The following is an 18,854-nucleotide window of genomic DNA, read 5'->3' as shown; positions in this document are numbered from 1 at the left end:
TCCTAAAATGGAGAATTGCATAAACGGCTTTGCAATCGGTGAAACGGAAGTTAACTGCTTCCGAACCGTCTGACAGGCAATAACCAGCGGATTCCGCTGTTTATTGATAAATATAAAAAGAAAGGATAGGTGATGTAACATGAAAAAAAGATGGTTAGGAATCCTCTTGACAGCAGCCCTTGTGGCAGCCCAGCCGGCAGGCGTATTTGCGGCCCCAAGTCCGAATACGAATATCAACTTCGATGGCGGCGATGGCGGCGACGGCTACTATGATGACTCCAGCACAAGCAGGACTACCGGGACAAGCGCGGCAGCAGCCTCAGCAGCCCAGGATATTACCTTAGAGGGAACATCCACGGCGGGAATGACAACGATTGGAGATACCAAAGTAGGCTTTGTCGACGGAGACGCGGCAACTGCAGGCCTTCCATCCCAGACAGTGGAAGCGATCAAAGCGATCAACGCTGGAACGGCTTTATCAGAAGCTGTAAAGGATGCGAATCTGAGCGGATACGCCGCACTGACATCTGTTCGTGCATTTGTCATGAAAGACGCAGCGACCAATCAGGAGAAAACGGGCAGCACAACGGTTAGCCTGTATGTGCCGAACCTGCTTCAGAACCTGAAGAATGTTCAGGTGTTGTTCTATGACAACCATACGGGAATCTGGAGCCTGATTAATCCGGTCAATGTGGATGCATCCAAGAAAACTGTGACGGTAGTTGTAAATGGTTCAGGATCAATGAGCGTTGTTTATCAGAGATAATGACGCGGAAGGTTAAAAAGGATTAGGAACTGCAGCCAGGGAGGAATTGAACCGGGAAGGGGAGAGGAGCCCCTGGCGGAATCAGGTATGTTTTGTTTGAAATGAGTGAAGGACTGGATGAGAAATTAGACATTGGATATGGAAGTAAACATCAAATATAAAAATAAACATAAGATACTGAAACAGAGGCGGAAATAAAACAAGGTATATGAATGAAACAGAGCAGGAAATAAATGTGGGATACTGAATGAAATATAAAATAGAAAATGGTACGCCGTAGATGGGGATATTAAAGAAGACAGGCATGAATGCAAAAGAATCTACGGAGGTTGATATAGAATCAGGATTCCGTTAAACAATAGGCCCGGGATTCCATTAACAATAGAGCCCGGACTGAAACGAACGGAATATAAGAATCAACTGATTAGGGGAAACGAAACAGGCAGGGTACTGAAAGCGAAAGGTACGAGTAGGAAAAGTTTATGGGAAAGACAGTAATTTTTTTTGTCGGCGCATTGCTGGCGCTGCTGATCCTGCTTTTATGGGTACTTGTGAAAACGGCCACAGATGGCCGGAAGAGCGAAGCCCAAAAGCAGGAAACAGTTATCAAAAAACAGAATAATAGCAAAAATACGATGGAACCCAATTTTGGATCCGGAAAAAACAAGAGGCTGCGGCACTGGCAGGTGATAGCTATGTACCTGCTGGCCTACGATGCAGTTGCAGTAAATGCTGCATATTTTTTAGCGCTGTGGCTGCGCTTTGACTGCATGTATTCCCGTATCCCGGCAGAATATCTGACGGCATACCTGCAGTTTGCGCCCTGGTATACAGCCGTGAGTATCGTGGCTTTCTGGGGGCTCCGTCTTTACAAAAGCGTCTGGCGGTTTGCCAGCTATAATGAGCTGCTGCGTCTCAGCGCGGCGACTGTGTTTACAGGAATTTTTCATCTTCTGGGAATTACCCTTATTTTCCGAAGAATGCCGATTTCCTATTATCTGTTTGGAATTCTGATGCAGTTTTTACTGACAGTAGGCATCCGGTTTTCCTATCGGTTTATCCTTCTGGTGCGGAACCGGAGGCAGAGCATGGAAAACGGAGAACTCCGGCATCGTGTCATGCTTATCGGAGCGGGAGCGGCCGGGCAGACCATTCTGCGCGAACTGCTGAAAGCACAGGAAACTTCCTCAAGAGTATGCTGCATCATTGATGATAACAGCAATAAATGGAACCGGTATATCGAGGGGGTGCCGATCGCAGGCGGCCGGGAAGACATACTGGTCAATGTTAAAAAGTATGGAATTGATCAGATTCTGCTGGCAATTCCCAGCGCAAGAGCGGAAGAAAGAAGAGACATTCTGAATATCTGCAAGGAGACCGGCTGTGAACTGAAGATCCTTCCGGGAATTTATCAGCTGGTAAACGGGGAAGTTTCCCTGAGCAGAATGAAAGATGTGGCGGTAGAGGATCTGTTGGGCAGAGATCCGATCAAGGTGAACCTGGATGAGATCTTCCGCCATTTGAGCGGGAAAACCATCCTCGTTACAGGGGGAGGCGGTTCCATCGGAAGCGAGCTCTGCCGTCAGATAGCGGGACATAACCCGGGACATCTGATTATATTCGATATGTATGAGAATAATGCCTACGACATTGAACAGGAACTGAGAGCGGAATATCCAAAATTACATTTAAGCGTGCTGATTGGTTCCGTTCGGGACAGCAGAAGGATCAATCGTATTTTTGAGATTTATAAGCCGGATATTGTTTACCACGCGGCTGCGCATAAGCATGTGCCGTTGATGGAGACCAGCCCCTGTGAGGCGATTAAAAATAACGTGGCCGGTACTTATAAGACCGCATATGCCGCACTGAAGAATGGCTGCAGGAAATTCGTGCTGATCAGTACGGACAAGGCCGTAAATCCCACGAATATCATGGGAGCGAGCAAGAGGCTCTGTGAGATGGTGGTGCAGTCCATGGACCGGATCAGCAGGGAAGGAAGGGAGGATCTGCTTCCGCTGCTCAATGCACACGGTGAGGGAGAAGAAATTAAGTTTTGGAAAAAACGAAATGGTTTGAAACCTCTGACAGGCAGAACAGATTCTGCATGTAAACGGACGGAATTTGTGGCAGTCCGCTTTGGAAATGTGCTGGGCAGCAACGGTTCTGTTATTCCATTGTTTAAGAAGCAGATTGAAAAGGGCGGTCCGGTAACCGTAACCCATCCCGATATCATCCGGTATTTCATGACGATCCCGGAGGCAGTCAGCCTGGTGCTCCAGGCCGGGACCTATGCCAAAGGCGGTGAAATCTTCGTCCTTGACATGGGAGCCCCGGTAAAGATTGACACCCTGGCAAGAAATCTGATTAAACTTTCCGGCTACAAGCCGGATGAGGATATTAAAATCGTCTATACAGGTCTCCGCCCTGGAGAGAAGCTGTATGAAGAAAAGCTGATGGCGGAGGAAGGCCTTACCACGACGCCCAATAAACTGATACATATCGGCAAGCCGGTTGAGTTTGAGTTGGAAAAATTCCTGGGGCAGCTGGAGGAACTTGTGGAAGCCAGTTACAGCAATGTAAACGGTATTGAGGCTATGGTGGAGGAGATCGTGCCTACCTATCATGGGACGGATACAGATCGCGGTGTGCATGGGGAGATGTATAAGAAACTAGTGGAGGAAGTGGCGGCAGCGAAAGAAGCGTGAATTTAATCCTGCTGATATTCCATGCTGTACATGTCAGGACGTCGTCTCCGGGGGCGGAGGCGACTCGTGAGGGAATTCTGTTCAGGTAATATAAGAGTAAATGGAGTATATATGAGGGAGTAGGAAAGAAAATGTTGATTCGGAAAGAGCTTGAACCGTTTGAATCTAAAGTGTGGTTGAGCAGCCCTACGATGCATGGGGATGAGCTGAAATATATGATAGAAGCTTATGAAACCAACTGGATGAGTACCGTTGGCCAGAATTTAAATGTCTGCGAACAGCTTTTATCAGAAACTGTGGGATGCAAATATGCTGTAGCATTGTCGGCGGGAACCGCAGCGCTTCACCTGGCAGCAAAGCTGGCTGGGATTAAGCCGGGGCAGTTAATTTTTAGTTCCGATATGACCTTTGATGCCACGATTAATCCGATGGTTTATGAGGGTGCAGTCCCAATATTTATTGATACGGAGTATGACACATGGAATATGGATCCAGTGGCGCTGGAAAAGGCTTTTGGAATTTACCCGGAAGTGAAAGTTATTGTTGTGGCGCATCTTTATGGTACGCCGGGGAAAATTGATGAGATTAAGAGGATATGCGACGCCCATAATGCTGTCATTATAGAAGATGCTGCTGAATCCCTGGGGGCTGCTTACAAAGGCAGGCAGACCGGTACATTTGGTACATATAGCTGCATTAGCTTTAACGGCAACAAGATCATTACTGGATCGGCCGGAGGAGCACTTCTGACAAATGATCGGGAGACTGCAAACAAAGTAAGGAAATGGAGCACTCAGAGTCGGGAGAATGCCCCGTGGTATCAGCACGAGGAATTAGGTTACAACTATCGTATGAGTAATGTAATTGCTGGCGTTGTGAGAGGACAGATTCCTTATTTATGGGAACATATAAAAAAGAAGAAGAGGATTTATGAAAGATATAAGTCTGGGCTGAAAGGGCTGCCGGTAAATTTGAATCCTTATGATGAAGCAAATTCAGAACCTAACTTCTGGCTTAGCTGCATGATTATCGATCCGGACGCTATGTGCAGACAGGTTAGAGGAGAATATGAAGCGTTATACACGCCAGAACATGGTAAGAGCTGTCCGACTGAAATTTTAGATGCTATTGCATCCATCAACGCCGAAGGCAGGCCAATCTGGAAGCCAATGCATATGCAGCCCATCTATAGGATGAATGAGTTTATTACAAGAGAAGGCAGCGGTAGAGCGAAGACCAATGCCTATATCAGTGGAGACTCCATAGGGGCGGATGGAAAACCAATGGACGTAGGGGCGGATATCTTCCACAGAGGATTATGTCTGCCATCGGATAACAAGATGACAGATGAGCAGGTTGATAGAATTGTGGAGGTTATAAGGAGGTGTTTTGATTAGTAAAGATCAGGTTAGTAAGATCGAATTAGCGCTGTTTATTGCCTATTGCTTTTTTATTTTGTGGTATACAGTGTTATCAAGAGAGCCGACCGGCCGCAGGATAATTGTTTTTGAATTGTTCTGGTCTTACAAGAAATGGTTTTTAGGTGAGTATCATGGCCAGGCTGAAGCAATTCAAAATATTGAGAATATTCTGTTCTTTATCCCTTACGGCTTTTTGTTTCCGTCAAACCGTAAGAAATGGAGAAGAGTTGTTTTCTGTGCAGCATTGTTTTCAGTATTAATTGAACTTATACAGTATACATTCATGCTGGGCTGGTGCGAGGTTGATGATGTAATCAGCAATACGATAGGAGCGGGGATTGGCATGTGGCTGTTCCTGATTGCCCGAAATTTGCACCAGAAGAGAAATGTACAAGGAAAAGAGTCAGAACAAGGATGAAAAAATGAATACGAAGAAAAAGACAGCAATCATTACAGCAGCGGTTGTGGCTGCCACGGTAATCACCGTTCATGTGATTCAAAAGGAGACAAAGAAAACTACATATAAAGCTGAGAACGTGAACTCAGTGAATCTAAGAAAAATGAGCTTCTATGAGAAGTATATAAAGCGGGCTGTGGATGTTATCTGTGCCATAGGAGCAATCGTAGTGTTCTCTCCTCTCTACATAGTTATAGCTGTACTGATTCGCCTAAAACTTGGATCTCCGGTGTTATTCACCCAGGATAGGCCAGGGCTGATTGAGGATGGGAAAGAGACAATCTTTAAAATGTACAAATTCCGCACCATGACAGACGAGCGTGATGAGAACGGAGAGCTGCTGCCGGATAAAGTACGGCTGACCAAGTTTGGAAAGTGGCTTCGCAGCACGAGTCTCGATGAACTGCCGGAGGCAATTAATATTCTTAACGGTACGATGTCCGTGATAGGTCCCAGACCCCAACTTATACGGGATATGGTTTTCATGACAGATGTTCAGCGCACAAGGCATACGGCAAAACCCGGATTAAGTGGTCTGGCACAGATCAATGGCCGTAATGATATCGGCTGGGAGAACAAGCTGGAGTGGGATTTGAAGTATATAGAGAAAGTTACATTTCTAAAGGATATGAAAATCATTTTCGATACCATTGGCAAGGCTTTTATAAAGAAAGAAGGTATCACCGAGAGCGGTATGGCTACAGCAGAGGATTTCGGAGATTACCTGCTTAGCCGGGGAAAGATAAGCCAGGAAGAATATGACAGCAAACAGGCAGAGGCTAAAAAAATTTTAAGAAGGTAAGCTTTATGAGCATTAGCTGGAGATATTACAATTACGTGTTTATTCCGGTGAGTTGGAGATGAGGTGCAGAATTGAAAATAGCAAAATTTGCCTATGAGAAAATAAAAGGAAAACCGGCTCCGTATTATTATAACTATTCTTTGCTTACGATGATTGGAAAACCCATCAGAAAGTTTTTTGCCCAGGTGGTGGCCCCGAATATTGTGTTCAATAATCTGCGGGTGGCAATTTATCGTTCCTGCGGATTCAAAATAGGTAAAAATACATTTATCGGTATGAAGTGCTATTTGGATGATATGTGTTTTGATCTGATTGAGATAGGAGAGCATGTGACAATATCTTATGGTGTTTATTTTGCCTGTCATGGGAAGAACCAAGGTCATTATCCGATCAAAATAGAAGACGGGGCGTATATAGGAATGAGAGCAAATATCATATCCAAAAATTCTCAGGCAAAATCAGGTGGAGTAACTATTGGAAAGAACGCAGTGGTTGGAGCCTGTACTCTTGTAAACCGGGACATATCGGAAGGAGCCACAGCGGTAGGGATTCCGTGCAGAGTTATGGATAAAGAAAAAGCAGAAGATGCACTGCATGAGTAAGAGAGGCAAGAAAAATGCAGGTAGGAAACAAACAGGATGAATTGATCTCGATTATTATGCCTTCATATAACTCAGAGAAGTATATTGGAGCAGCAATTAGGTCAGTACTAGCCCAAACCTATTGTAATTGGGAACTTATTATAGTAGATGACTGCTCTACTGACAGTACCGTTGAGATTATAAAAAGATTTCAGGAACAACGTATAAGGCTGTTTAGAAAGAAGCATAACAGCGGAGCCGCTAAATCAAGAAATAAAGCCCTTCAAGAGGCAAAAGGAAGATGGGTAGCATTCCTAGACAGCGATGACATCTGGCATCCCAAGAAGCTGGAAAAACAGCTTTCCTTTATGAAAGAACACGGATATGCATTTACCTTTACCGATTACAGAATACAGATAAATGGAAAATGGATGCCTTATATCAATACTGGTCCAATGGTTGTGGATAAGCGAACAATGTTTAACTACTGCTATTTTTCCACAATCACAGTCATGTATGACCAGAGTGTGGTGGGGCTGATACAGATCGCAGATTTGAAAAAGAATAATGATTACGCCATGTGGCTCAAGGCAGTTGAAAAAGTTAAGTGCTTTAGATTGCCGGAGTGCCTGTCATATTATATTAAGCATGAGGGCTCTATATCAAGCGGTAGCAAGTGGAAATTGATAAAATGGCACTATCTGCTGTTCAGGATTGGGCTGAACAAGAGTGTTTTTATGTCAGCAGTGTTAACTGGTAATAACTTGGTTCATGGTGTGATTAAGAAATATAAATATAAGGAAATAACAGATGAGATTCCAATAATTGACTGGACAGAGGAGTGAAAAAAATGTCTTTATTTGAAAAAATTAGATCAGGAGAAGAAAGTTTATCATTGGTAGGTCTTGGGTATGTAGGTATGCCTATTGCTGTGGCTTTTGCAAATGAGGGGGTAAAAGTTATCGGATTTGATCTAAATGCAGTAAAGATTGATCTGTACAAATCTGGAATAGATCCCACCCATGAAGTGGGCGATGAAGCTATTGCCAGGACAACAGTACAGTTTACATCTGATGCTGCTGATCTTCAGAAGGCGAAGTTCCACATCATTGCAGTACCTACCCCAGTAAATCAGGATCATACACCAGACCTTACTCCGGTTATCGCGGCGAGTGAGATTCTTGGTAAAAATCTGGCTGCTGGATCCATAGTTGTATTTGAATCCACTGTCTATCCTGGTGTAACGGAAGATGTATGTGTACCGATTCTTGAAAAGGAATCCGGGCTGAAGTGTGGTGTGGATTTCAAGATTGGCTATTCACCGGAGCGTATTAACCCTGGCGATAAGGTACATAGGCTTGAGAATATCAAGAAGATTGTTTCCGGTATGGATGCTGAATCTTTGGAAGAAATAAAAAATGTATATGATCTCGTCATCAAGGTGGGAACATACCCTGTTTCAACTATCAAGACAGCAGAGGCAGTCAAGGTGGTAGAGAACAGCCAGCGTGATATTAATATTGCCTTTATGAACGAGCTTGCCATGGTATTTGACCGTATGGGCATTGACACAGCGGAGGTCGTTGATGGAATGAACACAAAGTGGAACGCACTCGGCTTCCGTCCCGGCTTGGTAGGTGGTCACTGCATCGGTGTGGATCCGTATTACTTTACCTATGAAGCTGAAAAGCTGGGGTATCACAGTCAGATTATCCTTTCTGGTCGAAAGGTAAACGATGGAATGGGGGCGTTCGTAGCTGATGCAGCTATTAAACAATTAATACTTGCAGGAAAAGCTCCTAAGAATAGTAATGTTGTTATTTTGGGCCTGACTTTTAAAGAGAACTGCCCAGATACCAGAAATAGCAAGGTAGAGGATATCATCAAACGACTAGCCGAATATGAAATTCAACCAATTGTGGTTGATCCCTGGGCGGGTGAGAGAGATGCAATGTATGAGTATGGTGTGACGCTTACAGCGTTAGAAGAGATAGCGGATGCCGACTGTATCATCTTGGCTGTAGCCCATAATGAGTTCAAGAATATGAGTTTAGAGGAATTAGATAAGTTGTATAAAGCTGGAACGAATGGAGAGAAAGTTCTTATCGATGTAAAGAGCATCCTGGATAAGGGAGAGATTGAAGCTGCTGGATATAGATATTGGAGATTGTAAGGATATTTGAAGGAATAGAGGGTGGATATAATGAAAGTGCTTCATATAAATAGAAATTACATAACATCACCTCTTCATCAGGTTATGATGAAGCACTTTGATCAGTGTGAGGATTTATGGAATACTGTATTCTCACCTACTGATCTTGAAGGGCAAGCTAGTTATACACCGCTATCTAAAACAAAAGTCTGCGTAAACAGATGCTTTAACAAGAGGGATCGTTTTATCTTCGATTTTAAGCAGTATAAGATTATTACTGCTCTTGAAAAAAAAATTGATGTTGGACATTTTGACTGTATTCATGCCTATACTTTGTTTACAGATGGAAACTGTGCAATGAAATTGTCCGAAAAATATGGATTGCCATATATTGTGGTGGTTCGAAATACAGATGTGAATGATTTTTTCAAAAAACTTCCGTTCTTGCGGAGACGTGGCATCCGCATTATGGAAACGGCTGATGCGATTTGCTTTTTATCTGAATCCTATAGGGAGAAAGTGTTTAATCTGTATGTACCAGATCGACTAAAAAAAAGGCTGTTAGACAAATCATATATTATTCCGAATGGGATAGACGACTTTTGGTTAAAGAATATATACAGTGAAAGGCATAAATTACATAGACCATTGAGACTGATCTATGCCGGAAGGATTGATGGTAATAAAAATATTGAAACAACGATAGAAGCTCTCAAAGAATTAAGAGACATGGGTGTAGAAGCAGAGATGGATGTAATAGGGGAAATCTATGATAAGAAGGTATATCGGAGAATACAACATCATGAATGTGTTCATTATCATAAAGCGGTTCCAAAGGAGACGCTGATTGAATTTTATAGAAACAGTGATCTGTTTATAATGCCTTCATTTACTGAGAGCTTTGGTCTGGTTTATGCAGAGGCAATGAGCCAGGGGCTTCCAGTTATCTATACACAAGGCGAAGGATTTGACAATCAGTTTCCAGAAGGCAAAGCAGGCTATCATGTAGATCCGAAAGACAGTAGGAATATTGCTTTAGCAATTAAGAAAATTATAGATAGATATCAGGAAATCTCAGAATCTGTGATTGAATGCGCACAGAAATTCAACTGGGGAGATATTACGAAGCAATATATCGAGATATATAGAAAAATTTGTTGAGTAAAGTGTATGAAAATTACAATTGATAGTTTCCTGATACTTTCTGCCCTAGACAATTAAGGAGAAGTTATTTCTCAAGAGGTAATAAAATCTGCTATGATATTGCGATGGCAGATTAGAAAGAGAGTAGGCTGGAAATCTCCGGTCAAGATAATTATGAAGTTTAAAATCAAGTTTAACAATGATGCTGTTTTTTCTATATGTATAGCAGCGTATTATGCACTTTCTGTATTAACCAGGGTATCGCTGACTTTATTTCAAGATTCTGCGGCATTAAAAATGCTTTTACGTATTGGAACATATATAGTGATTATAGTCCTATTGTTTAAAATGATACAAAAAATCCTTAACATAAAGGTGTTTATAGTTCTGGAATTAGTGGTGAGTATTCTGTTCATGATCAGCAATATTATGGGAAATATAGGTGATTTGGAATGGATGTCAGTCTATAAACAGATAGCCATAATCTATATTCCTTTATCTATAGCGGCATATAATATTGTGGATCGAAAAATACTTTTAAAGTCGCTGTACTTTGTTTCGTTAATTTCCATTCCTGTTCTATCCATAGTAGCCGTATTATCCTATGGAAACTGGGCATCATCGTATGACATGTCACTAGGGTATATCATGGTGTTTTCGACCCTGGTGCTGTTGGCTGATTTCACGATTCACTCCAGAGTTTATAATATTGTCTTAGCTGCATTTATGGGATTATTTATCCTATTTGTTGGTTCTAGGGGACCCTTTATTTGTATTTTGGCTTTTGTCATTATTGAACTTCTGTTATCAAGGCAATATAGCAAAGTAAAAAAAACAGCTATAATTTCAGTTATTACCATACTGTCCATTGTAGTTGTAATAAATATTAGCAGTATTCTTATGTTTGTTTATCAGACTTCAGTAAAATTGGGATTTAATAGCAGAAGTATTTATTTATTGATGCAGGGCGGAATTGTTTCGCATGATTCAGGAAGAAGAGAGCTTCTGGAATATTATTGGAATTTGATTAATCAAAATCCAGTATTGGGCCATGGTGTTATGGGAAATTGGATTTCTGACGGTATGTATCCTCATAATATTATATTGGAATTTTTGCTGTCATTCGGATATCCTATGGGCTTCGTAATATTAACGGCTGTTTTCTCAGTAATGCTGAAAGCCGTTAGGTGTGATACAAAATATAACAGCGCAATAACAATCCTATTTGTATCATACTGTACACATTTATTTGTATCAGGATCATACCTGAAGGTTTGGCAGTTTTTTGTAGGCATAGCGCTCTGCATACCGCATAATGCCAGATCAATGAAACGTCTGAAGAAATATAGCGGTCCAGATCTTCAAGTCCAGGGAGTAAGTAAAGTATTGGAATAGGAAATGCCTATCACTGTTTATGAAATACAAAGAATGGGAGGAGTGATATTTGCCATGAATGAAATTTTGTTTTCGATAATAGTTCCCTGCTATAATGTACAGGACTATTTAGAGGAATGTATAAAAAGCATACAGGCACAGACCTACCGCAACTATGAAGTCATTCTGATTGATGATGGCTCGACAGACTCAACTCCCCAGCTTTGTGACTGGTTTGGTGCATTTGACGGAAAGATTCACGTATATCATAAAGAGAATGGAGGCTTATCTGACGCAAGAAATTATGGAATGGATAGAGCCAAAGGAGACTACTTCTTATTCGTGGATGCTGACGACTTTATTGCCGAGAATGCTTTAAACAATTTCAAAGAATGCATTCAAAAAATATATCCAGATGTTCTGCTCACAAGATTGACAGAATATTATGGAGATGGCGATATTGTGGAGCAGGATGAGCAGATGGAGGCTTTTTTTAGAGATGGGGTTTCATTGGAAAAAGCCTTGCTATGGGAGCTGAAAAAATCAAAATCAACATGGCCTGCCCAAAAAAAAGTACTCTCAAGGATTTTTATTGAAAGTTATAATCTTCGATTTTTGAAGGGATTTTTACACGAAGATGTAGATTGGAGCAGCAGGGTCATGATGTATGCCGAAAAATTTGGGGAATGTTCTGTTCCGTGGTATTACCATAGGATGCAGAGAAAAGGATCTATTACCAATACCATATCATCTAAGCGGATCACGGATGTCATTGAAATGTCGGCTATGTTAATAAAAGACAAGGAAATGTGTTTAATCTCAGACGAGAGGCGGAAGTTAATTACAGACAGGCTCATGCGTTCAGTTTATCCGATGTTGTCATTCTATAAGCAGTTACCCCCTGATGGGAAAGAAAAAGTTGTGAATTGCTGCAAAGCTAATAGGAAATTATTTCGCCTTGCACCGAATGTGAAGTACAGGTTTTTTTCTTTGTCTGCAAGGATGTTTGGGTTTCGGGTATCGCTGAATTTAATGGAATTTGTTGGAGGTAATTTATGGAACCGTTTGTATCAGTAATTATACCGTCATTTGGGGGGAACCCGTCCTTGGAGAGTTCAGTAGATTCTGCATTGCTTCAAGAATATGAAAATTTTGAAATAATTGTAGTTGATGACAATGAGCCCGGTTCCATTGGAAGGCTTGCTACGGAATCCATAATGGAAAAGTATGGGAAAGAGACACGGGTTATGTATATTAAACACGATAAAAATAAAAATGGAGCAGCTGCCCGGAATACTGGAGTAAAGGCAGCTAAGGGAAAATATATTGCTTTTCTGGATGATGACGATAGGTTCCTGCCATATAAATTAAAGCGTCAGACGGATTACCTGGAATGCCATCCAGAGTATGGAGCTGTATATTGCTGGAGATACCAGGGAGGAGATATCGTCTCCAGTGACCTTGCAGGAAATTTATCACAAGAAATTCTTGAATTAACTTTTACACCGTGCACACCTTCGATTATGATGCGGACTTCTTGTTACCGTGAATTGAACGGATTTGATGAGGCTTTTTTTAGACATCAGGATTTTGAATTTCTTCTCCGCTTTTTTAGAAGATTTACGATCGGGGTAGTTAAAGAACCATTGGTAGAAATAGTTGGTAATACGGTTAACAATCAATTGCAGGGAAAAAGTGCGGTTGCTTTAAAGAAACAATTTCTTTCTGCCTTTCAAAATACTATAGAGGAAATTGACCAGGAATCAAAGGGATTTAAAAAACGTGTATGGGCGGCACACTATGGTGCTTTAGCAGTTAAACTTACACTTAATGGGCATTTTATATTACTGGTACAGACCTATATCCAAGATGGATATAAAGGTGGTATCCTTTTTTGGAAAAAATATATAGGAAGACTTGTTGAAATTTTTAAATATCAGTTTACAAAATGCCGGAAGCAAGTTTCAAGTAAGAGCGGGAGAATTGTCTGAATGAAAAATGCATACAAAAAATTGGGTGCCAATATGCTGCTGTTTGCTATCAGTTCCTTTGGCACTAAAATTATAGGTTTTCTCCTCGTTCCTTTATATACAAACTGTTTGTCAATGGAGGAATATGGGACAGTGGACATGCTGTATACCATTGTGCAGCTTGCCATTCCTATCTTTTCTGTAGACATAGCAGACGGAGTCATACGCTTTGTACTGGATAAACACAATAAAGATACTTCAATCTTATTGATTGCTATAAAAGTCATATCGTTTGGAAGCTTGGCTTTACTATTGTTGATGTTTGGTTTCAGAGCTATAAATTTGGTTGTGTTACAGGATAAGTTTTATGTTTTTATCTTTGTGAATTTTTTGTTGACAAGCTTATATAATACTTTTGTAAATTATTTAAAGGGAAAAGAAAGAATAAAGAATTTAGTTATCGCCGGTCTAATGTGTTCCTTGCTTAACGCAGGATGCAACATTTTATTCCTTATTAAGTTTGGCATGGGAGTTGACGGATATCTTATGGCCCATCTGATAGCTATTGCTGTGCCTATGCTCTATTTGTTCACAAGCACATGGTTTTACGGATATCTGAACTTTAAAGATGTTGGGGCAGATCGGGATTTGGAAAAAAGGATGCTGTTATACTCTGCTCCGCTAATCCTAAATGGACTGGCTTGGTGGGCTAACAACTCGCTGGATAGACTTTTTGTGATTTTCATTTGTGGAGTAAGTGCCAATGGACTACTGGCAGTTGCCTATAAAATACCTTCAATTATGTCAATGATACAGACAATTTTTAATCAGGCATGGTCATTATCAGCAATTCAAGAATTCGACCCAGAGGACAGAAATGGTTTTATGGGATATATATACTCTTATTATGGATGTGCCATGACGCTTTCAAGCAGTGCTATTTTATTGATTAATGTTCTACTGGCAAAACTGCTTTATGCAAATGACTTTTTTGCTGCATGGCAATATACTGGAATGCTGATTATTGCTCATTTATTTGGCGGGTTGAGCGTATGTCTTTCAGGTGTGTTTAACGCAGTCAAAGACACTAGAACATTGGCGGTGACTACTATGATAGGCGGATTAATCAATGCAATTTTGAATGCACTGTTTATTCCTGTCTTAGGTGTCCTCGGGGCAGTTATAGCTACAATGGTAAGCAATTTAGTAGTATGGATATGCAGGATGCGTAAAGTGCGCTCATATATAAAAATTAGAATCAATATCAAACGCGATGCTATTTCATATATCCTTATAGTTATCCAATGTCTTGTTGGATTATCTGCCAACCATATGTATGCTGTTCAACTGACGATTTGTGCATTAATAATCATTCTGTACAAAGAAGAAGAGATCCTTATATTAACACACGCAGTTAAAAAAATGAAGAGTTTGAGGAGGTCGTATTAATATCTCTTACACATACCTCACACCCCAATACTCTCCCTCCCCCTGTACTCCGACGGCGTCATCCCCATCCACTTCTTAAAACACCTGCTGAAATAATTCAAATCACTGAATCCCACATATGCCGATACATTCTGTATCGGCATTCTCGTAAAAGACAGCAGTTCCGCCGCCTTTTTAATCCTGGCCTCCGCAATATAATTCGAAATCGATTCCCCCACCTCTTCATTGAATAACTTGGAAAGATAGGAAGAGCTGACCTTAATCCCGTCCGCAATCTTTCCCAAAGTCAGAGGATCAGCCAGCCTGACATGAATATAGGTAATGGCCTTTCTCACCAGCGGAGAATACTGATCCAGCCTGTGTTTCTGCACAAAGCGGCAGTAGGCGCTGATCATCTGGTATTTAAACTCATCCAGTTCTTTTAAATTATTGGAATTTTCAATCAGCATCGCGAAATTTGAGGAAATGATATCCAGATAGACCGGATGGATTCCTGCCAGTTCCGCACTTTTCCGCAGCATGGTATTGAGGGAAAACCCCAGGTTTTTTGCGGTTCTTATAGGGTCTTCCGTCCGCACAATGGATCTGCTGAACTGGGAAAACAGGCGGTAGTATTTCAGCGCCATTTCTGAATTGCCCTGGCGGACTTCCTGAAGCATCAGTTTTTCCATGCGGTAACGCTGTTCCAACAGTTCCATCATCGCCTCATCATAACCTTCCGGTGACAGGTTGGAAACCTCTCTGCCATGCTGCGCCTGGGGCTGGTAATGCTGATAGGGAACGGCTTCCTCATGATGTGTGATCACCTTTAACGCGGTTCTGGCCGCCTCCAGCATTATGGAGTTAGTTGAGACCGGCATTTCCATGTAGAACTGGTGGAGGGGAATCAGAAGAGACAGGTTTAAATCATTTTCCTGAAGCATCTGTTCGCAATAGGAGGTGTCCGGAACATTTAACAGATAAGGGCCGATTAAAAACATCTGGCTGGTGTCTTCAACCAGAAAACAGGTGAAATTCAGGCCGATGAAATCCGTGATATGGTACAATGTGTGGGGACGAAAAGAATCCACCATATTGGCTGTGATGAAAAACGGAAAATTGTTTTTCAGAAAATCAGGTATATACTGTTTGATATGAAGTTCCAGAGTGTCCAGCCGTTTATCGCACAATGCGGCCGGAACCTGCGTTAAGGCCTCTATAAATTGTATTGATATCAGTGCTGTTTTCAATTCTCCCATTCTGAACCTGCCTTTCCGGAATCTGCTTTTTATTCCTGTATGCTGTTAAATTCCCATGATTTTTCTTCTCTTTAGTTAAATTGCAGCAGTTCAGACAGGTCCAAACTGTTACGCATCCAGCCCATTAAATTCGCCTTTTGCGAGGGTCTGGGTGCCTGCAGCCCCTATGTTTTCGTACGGTCTGTGCAGTAAATGCGCAGACCTATCTGAGCTGTTACGTTAAATTGCACAAAATCCCCTGCTAAAAACTATATAAATTCACTTTTTCATATAATAAAATATTGCTAATTATAATTATATAATCCTAACACTAAAAAGTCAATTTTGTTAAAATAAACATATCAATCAAGCCGGCGATTAAAAAAGTAATAACAAATTCCTCGCCCAAAAGCGATGGATTACATCAAACTGAAAAGGCAGGCCAAAAGTGCCTTTAAGGTGTAACAGTTCTGACCTGACTGAACAGTTACTTTAAGGTGAAAGAGAGGATAATATGGAAAATAACAGGGGAACAGCGAAACAGTATAACAACGCCAGAATCTGGCAGATCGGTTTCTTTTCATTAAACAACTGCGCGACCAATATCGCCATGTTTTTAATGATGCAGTATTCATACTTCACACAGAACGTGCTTGGCATGGCGGCGGCTATCATCGGAATCATCGCCACCAGCACCCGTATCTTCGACGCTATTACGGATCCTATCGTAGGATTTTTAGTGGACCGCACCAATGGAAAATTCGGCAAATTCAGGCCTTACATGCTGATCGGAAATGTGATCATCTGGGCCAGCCTGATCGTTATTTTCAATACCCCGCCTTCCTGGGGCCTGACGCAGAAGTATATATTCACCACCATTTTTTATGTGCTTTATGTTGTGGGATATACCTGCCAGACCGTGGTAACAAAAGCGGGCCAGGCGGTGCTGACCAACAACCCGAAACAGAGACCGATTTTTGCGGGATTTGACAGCGTACTGACCCAGATGGCCAGCGCCCTGGTCCCCATGCTGATCACCACCATCCTGGCTGAAAAATATTCCGTAGGTGAATTCATCGGTGAGAACGGAAAAGGCCTGGGCATGATCAATCCGGCCATGTGGAGAGAAGCCGTTCTGGTCCTGGCTATGATCTCCTTTGTATTCACCATTTTAGCGATTATCGGCATCAGCCAGAAAGACAGACCGGAGTTTTTCGGCGTAGCCGGTTCACAGCCGAAACTGAAATTCAAAGATTACACAGATATTATCGCACATAACCGCCCCATCCAGATGCTGATCATATCAGCGGCTACCGATAAATTAGGCCAGCTTCTGATGAGCGGAACCATGACTTATTTATTCGCCAACATGCTTCTCAATTCCAAACTCCAGGGAGTATTTTCCAGCCTTTTGATCGTTCCCCTGGTGGCTATTTCCATCGGAGGCGTGTTCGTATCCAGAAAATTCGGCCTGAAGAGGACCTTTTTAGTGGGAACCTGGGGTTCCATGATCATGCTCATCATCATGTTCATCGTCAAACCAAATCCGGAGATGCCAGCGGTCTTTTTAGGCATGTTCCTGGTGCAGAAATGTCTCGCCAGCATGGGAAATTCAGGAATCATCCCCATGATCGCCGACTGTACCGACTACGAAAGCTACAGAAGCGGCCGTTTTGTGCCCGGCATGATGGGAACCCTGTTCTCCTTCATTGACAAGATGATATCTTCCTTTTCCGCGTTAATCCAGGGATTTGCCCTGACCTTGGCGGGAGTGGGAAATGTGGTGATCAGGCCAAATGAACCGGTAAACGATACATTTAACATGGCAATCATGATCTGCTTCTGCATCGTGCCGATTCTCGGCCATCTGGCTACCATTATCGCCATGAAATGGTATAATCTGGATAAGGATAAGATGGCAGAAATCCAGGCGGAACTGGCATTGAGAAAAGCAGCTTAAATTCGGAAAGGAATGTGTGATTGATGGAGAGAAAAAAATATCTGGTTTGCGTGGATTCGGACGGCTGCGCCATGGATACCATGAATGTAAAACATAAAGTCTGTTTTGGCCCGGAACTTCTAAACGTCTGGGATTTGGAACCATGGAGAACACAAGTCCTGAACATATGGGATACCCTGAATTTATATTCCAGGACCCGGGGAATCAACCGGTTCCTCGGCCTGGAACTGGCCCTGAGCACCTATTCCGATATGGGAATGTTGAAGGAAGATATTTCAGACCTGACACAATGGGTGCATCAGAGCAGGGAACTTTCCAATCAGGCCCTGGAACAAAAAGCCGCGGAGACCAAAAGCCCGATCCTGTTAAAAGCCCTGGACTGGTCACGCCGTGTGAACCAGTCCATATCCAGGCTGCCTAAGGACGATAAACCATTTCCCGGAGTAAGGGAGGGGCTGGAGGAAATGAGCCGCGCGGCCGATATTGTGATCGTCTCTTCTGCCAACCGGGAAGCGGTGGAAGCGGAATGGAGCCGCCACGGGCTAACCGGCTTTGTGAAAGAAATCATGACCCAGGATATGGGAAGCAAGGCGCACTGCATTGGATTAAAACTGGAAGACGGTTATGACCGTACATGTGCCCTGATGGTGGGAGACGCGCCTGGAGATTTGCTGGCCGCCCAGGCAAATGACGCCGCCTTCTATCCCATTCTGCCCGGAAACGAAGAATTTTCCTGGAAACGGCTGAGGACAGAAGCATTTAAACGGCTGATGGAAGGAACTTATCAGGGAGAATACCAGAACCAGCGGATCGCTGAATTTGAGGATCGATTAAAATAGAGGGGAATGAATATT

General features: G+C 42.4%; 16 protein-coding genes. 15 read left to right on the top strand and 1 reads right to left on the bottom strand.

Annotated elements, in window-relative coordinates; all coding sequences use genetic code 11:
* The first annotated feature begins 139 nt into the window (after positions 1 to 139).
* The 13 genes from GPL15_RS23765 to GPL15_RS23705 all read left to right on the top strand — a co-directional run bounded on the left by GPL15_RS23765 (position 140) and on the right by GPL15_RS23705 (position 14,823).
* Positions 140 to 766: a hypothetical protein gene (locus GPL15_RS23765; protein WP_215701166.1), complete on the top strand. Its 627-nt coding sequence runs from the start codon at positions 140 to 142 to the stop codon at positions 764 to 766.
* 695 nt (positions 767 to 1,461) lie between these two features.
* Entirely contained in the window at positions 1,462 to 3,474 is a 2,013-nt protein-coding gene (locus GPL15_RS23760) for a nucleoside-diphosphate sugar epimerase/dehydratase (RefSeq protein WP_215701183.1), read from the top strand.
* A 131-nt stretch (positions 3,475 to 3,605) separates the two neighbouring features.
* Entirely contained in the window at positions 3,606 to 4,871 is a 1,266-nt protein-coding gene (locus GPL15_RS23755; RefSeq protein WP_215701165.1) for an aminotransferase class I/II-fold pyridoxal phosphate-dependent enzyme, read from the top strand.
* Positions 4,864 to 5,313, top strand: a complete 450-nt coding sequence (locus tag GPL15_RS23750) for a VanZ family protein (protein WP_215701164.1) — start codon at positions 4,864 to 4,866, stop codon at positions 5,311 to 5,313. The genes GPL15_RS23755 and GPL15_RS23750 overlap by 8 nt, the downstream gene beginning before the upstream one ends.
* 4 nt (positions 5,314 to 5,317) lie before the next feature.
* The gene (locus tag GPL15_RS23745) at positions 5,318 to 6,154 is read left to right on the top strand and encodes a sugar transferase (RefSeq protein WP_215701163.1); all 837 of its coding nucleotides are present in this window, start codon (positions 5,318 to 5,320) and stop codon (positions 6,152 to 6,154) included.
* A 71-nt stretch (positions 6,155 to 6,225) separates the two neighbouring features.
* Positions 6,226 to 6,756, top strand: a complete 531-nt coding sequence (locus GPL15_RS23740) for an acyltransferase (protein WP_215701162.1) — start codon at positions 6,226 to 6,228, stop codon at positions 6,754 to 6,756.
* A gap of 14 nt (positions 6,757 to 6,770) precedes the next feature.
* Positions 6,771 to 7,580 carry a glycosyltransferase family 2 protein gene (locus GPL15_RS23735; RefSeq protein WP_215701161.1) on the top strand — a complete coding sequence of 270 codons (810 nt, stop codon included), beginning with the start codon at positions 6,771 to 6,773 and terminating at the stop codon, positions 7,578 to 7,580.
* 5 nt (positions 7,581 to 7,585) lie between these two features.
* Positions 7,586 to 8,908: a nucleotide sugar dehydrogenase gene (locus GPL15_RS23730; protein WP_215701160.1), complete on the top strand. Its 1,323-nt coding sequence runs from the start codon at positions 7,586 to 7,588 to the stop codon at positions 8,906 to 8,908.
* A 30-nt stretch (positions 8,909 to 8,938) separates the two neighbouring features.
* Positions 8,939 to 10,048: a glycosyltransferase family 4 protein gene (locus GPL15_RS23725; RefSeq protein ID WP_215701159.1), complete on the top strand. Its 1,110-nt coding sequence runs from the start codon at positions 8,939 to 8,941 to the stop codon at positions 10,046 to 10,048.
* Between the two features lie 96 nt (positions 10,049 to 10,144).
* Positions 10,145 to 11,425, top strand: coding sequence for an O-antigen ligase family protein (locus GPL15_RS23720; RefSeq protein WP_215701158.1), 1,281 nt, complete (start codon positions 10,145 to 10,147; stop codon positions 11,423 to 11,425).
* 54 nt (positions 11,426 to 11,479) lie between these two features.
* A complete protein-coding gene (locus tag GPL15_RS23715) occupies positions 11,480 to 12,481 on the top strand; it encodes a glycosyltransferase family A protein (RefSeq protein ID WP_215701157.1) in 1,002 nt (333 codons plus the stop codon).
* The gene (locus tag GPL15_RS23710) at positions 12,460 to 13,395 is read left to right on the top strand and encodes a glycosyltransferase family A protein (protein WP_215701156.1); all 936 of its coding nucleotides are present in this window, start codon (positions 12,460 to 12,462) and stop codon (positions 13,393 to 13,395) included. The genes GPL15_RS23715 and GPL15_RS23710 overlap by 22 nt, the downstream gene beginning before the upstream one ends.
* A complete protein-coding gene (locus GPL15_RS23705; RefSeq protein WP_215701155.1) occupies positions 13,396 to 14,823 on the top strand; it encodes a polysaccharide biosynthesis C-terminal domain-containing protein in 1,428 nt (475 codons plus the stop codon). It begins immediately after the preceding gene.
* 17 nt (positions 14,824 to 14,840) lie between these two features.
* On the opposite strand, the gene GPL15_RS23700 is transcribed toward GPL15_RS23705, so the two are convergent.
* Positions 14,841 to 16,061, bottom strand: a complete 1,221-nt coding sequence (locus tag GPL15_RS23700; RefSeq protein WP_215701154.1) for a helix-turn-helix domain-containing protein — start codon at positions 16,059 to 16,061, stop codon at positions 14,841 to 14,843.
* A 493-nt stretch (positions 16,062 to 16,554) separates the two neighbouring features.
* On the opposite strand from GPL15_RS23700, the gene GPL15_RS23695 reads away from it, so the two are divergent.
* Together GPL15_RS23695 and GPL15_RS23690 are read left to right on the top strand one after the other, a co-directional pair.
* Entirely contained in the window at positions 16,555 to 18,000 is a 1,446-nt protein-coding gene (locus tag GPL15_RS23695; protein ID WP_215701153.1) for an MFS transporter, read from the top strand.
* A 23-nt stretch (positions 18,001 to 18,023) separates the two neighbouring features.
* Positions 18,024 to 18,839: an HAD hydrolase-like protein gene (locus GPL15_RS23690; RefSeq protein ID WP_215701152.1), complete on the top strand. Its 816-nt coding sequence runs from the start codon at positions 18,024 to 18,026 to the stop codon at positions 18,837 to 18,839.
* The last annotated feature ends 15 nt before the right edge of the window (positions 18,840 to 18,854 follow it).

Origin of the sequence: Clostridium sp. MCC353 (assembly GCF_018785315.1) — a bacterium.
In the GTDB taxonomy this organism is placed as follows: Bacteria; Bacillota; Clostridia; order Lachnospirales; family Lachnospiraceae; genus CHH4-2.
Note: the sequence above shows the minus strand (reverse complement) of the source record. Positions and strands in the feature narration are given on the sequence as shown.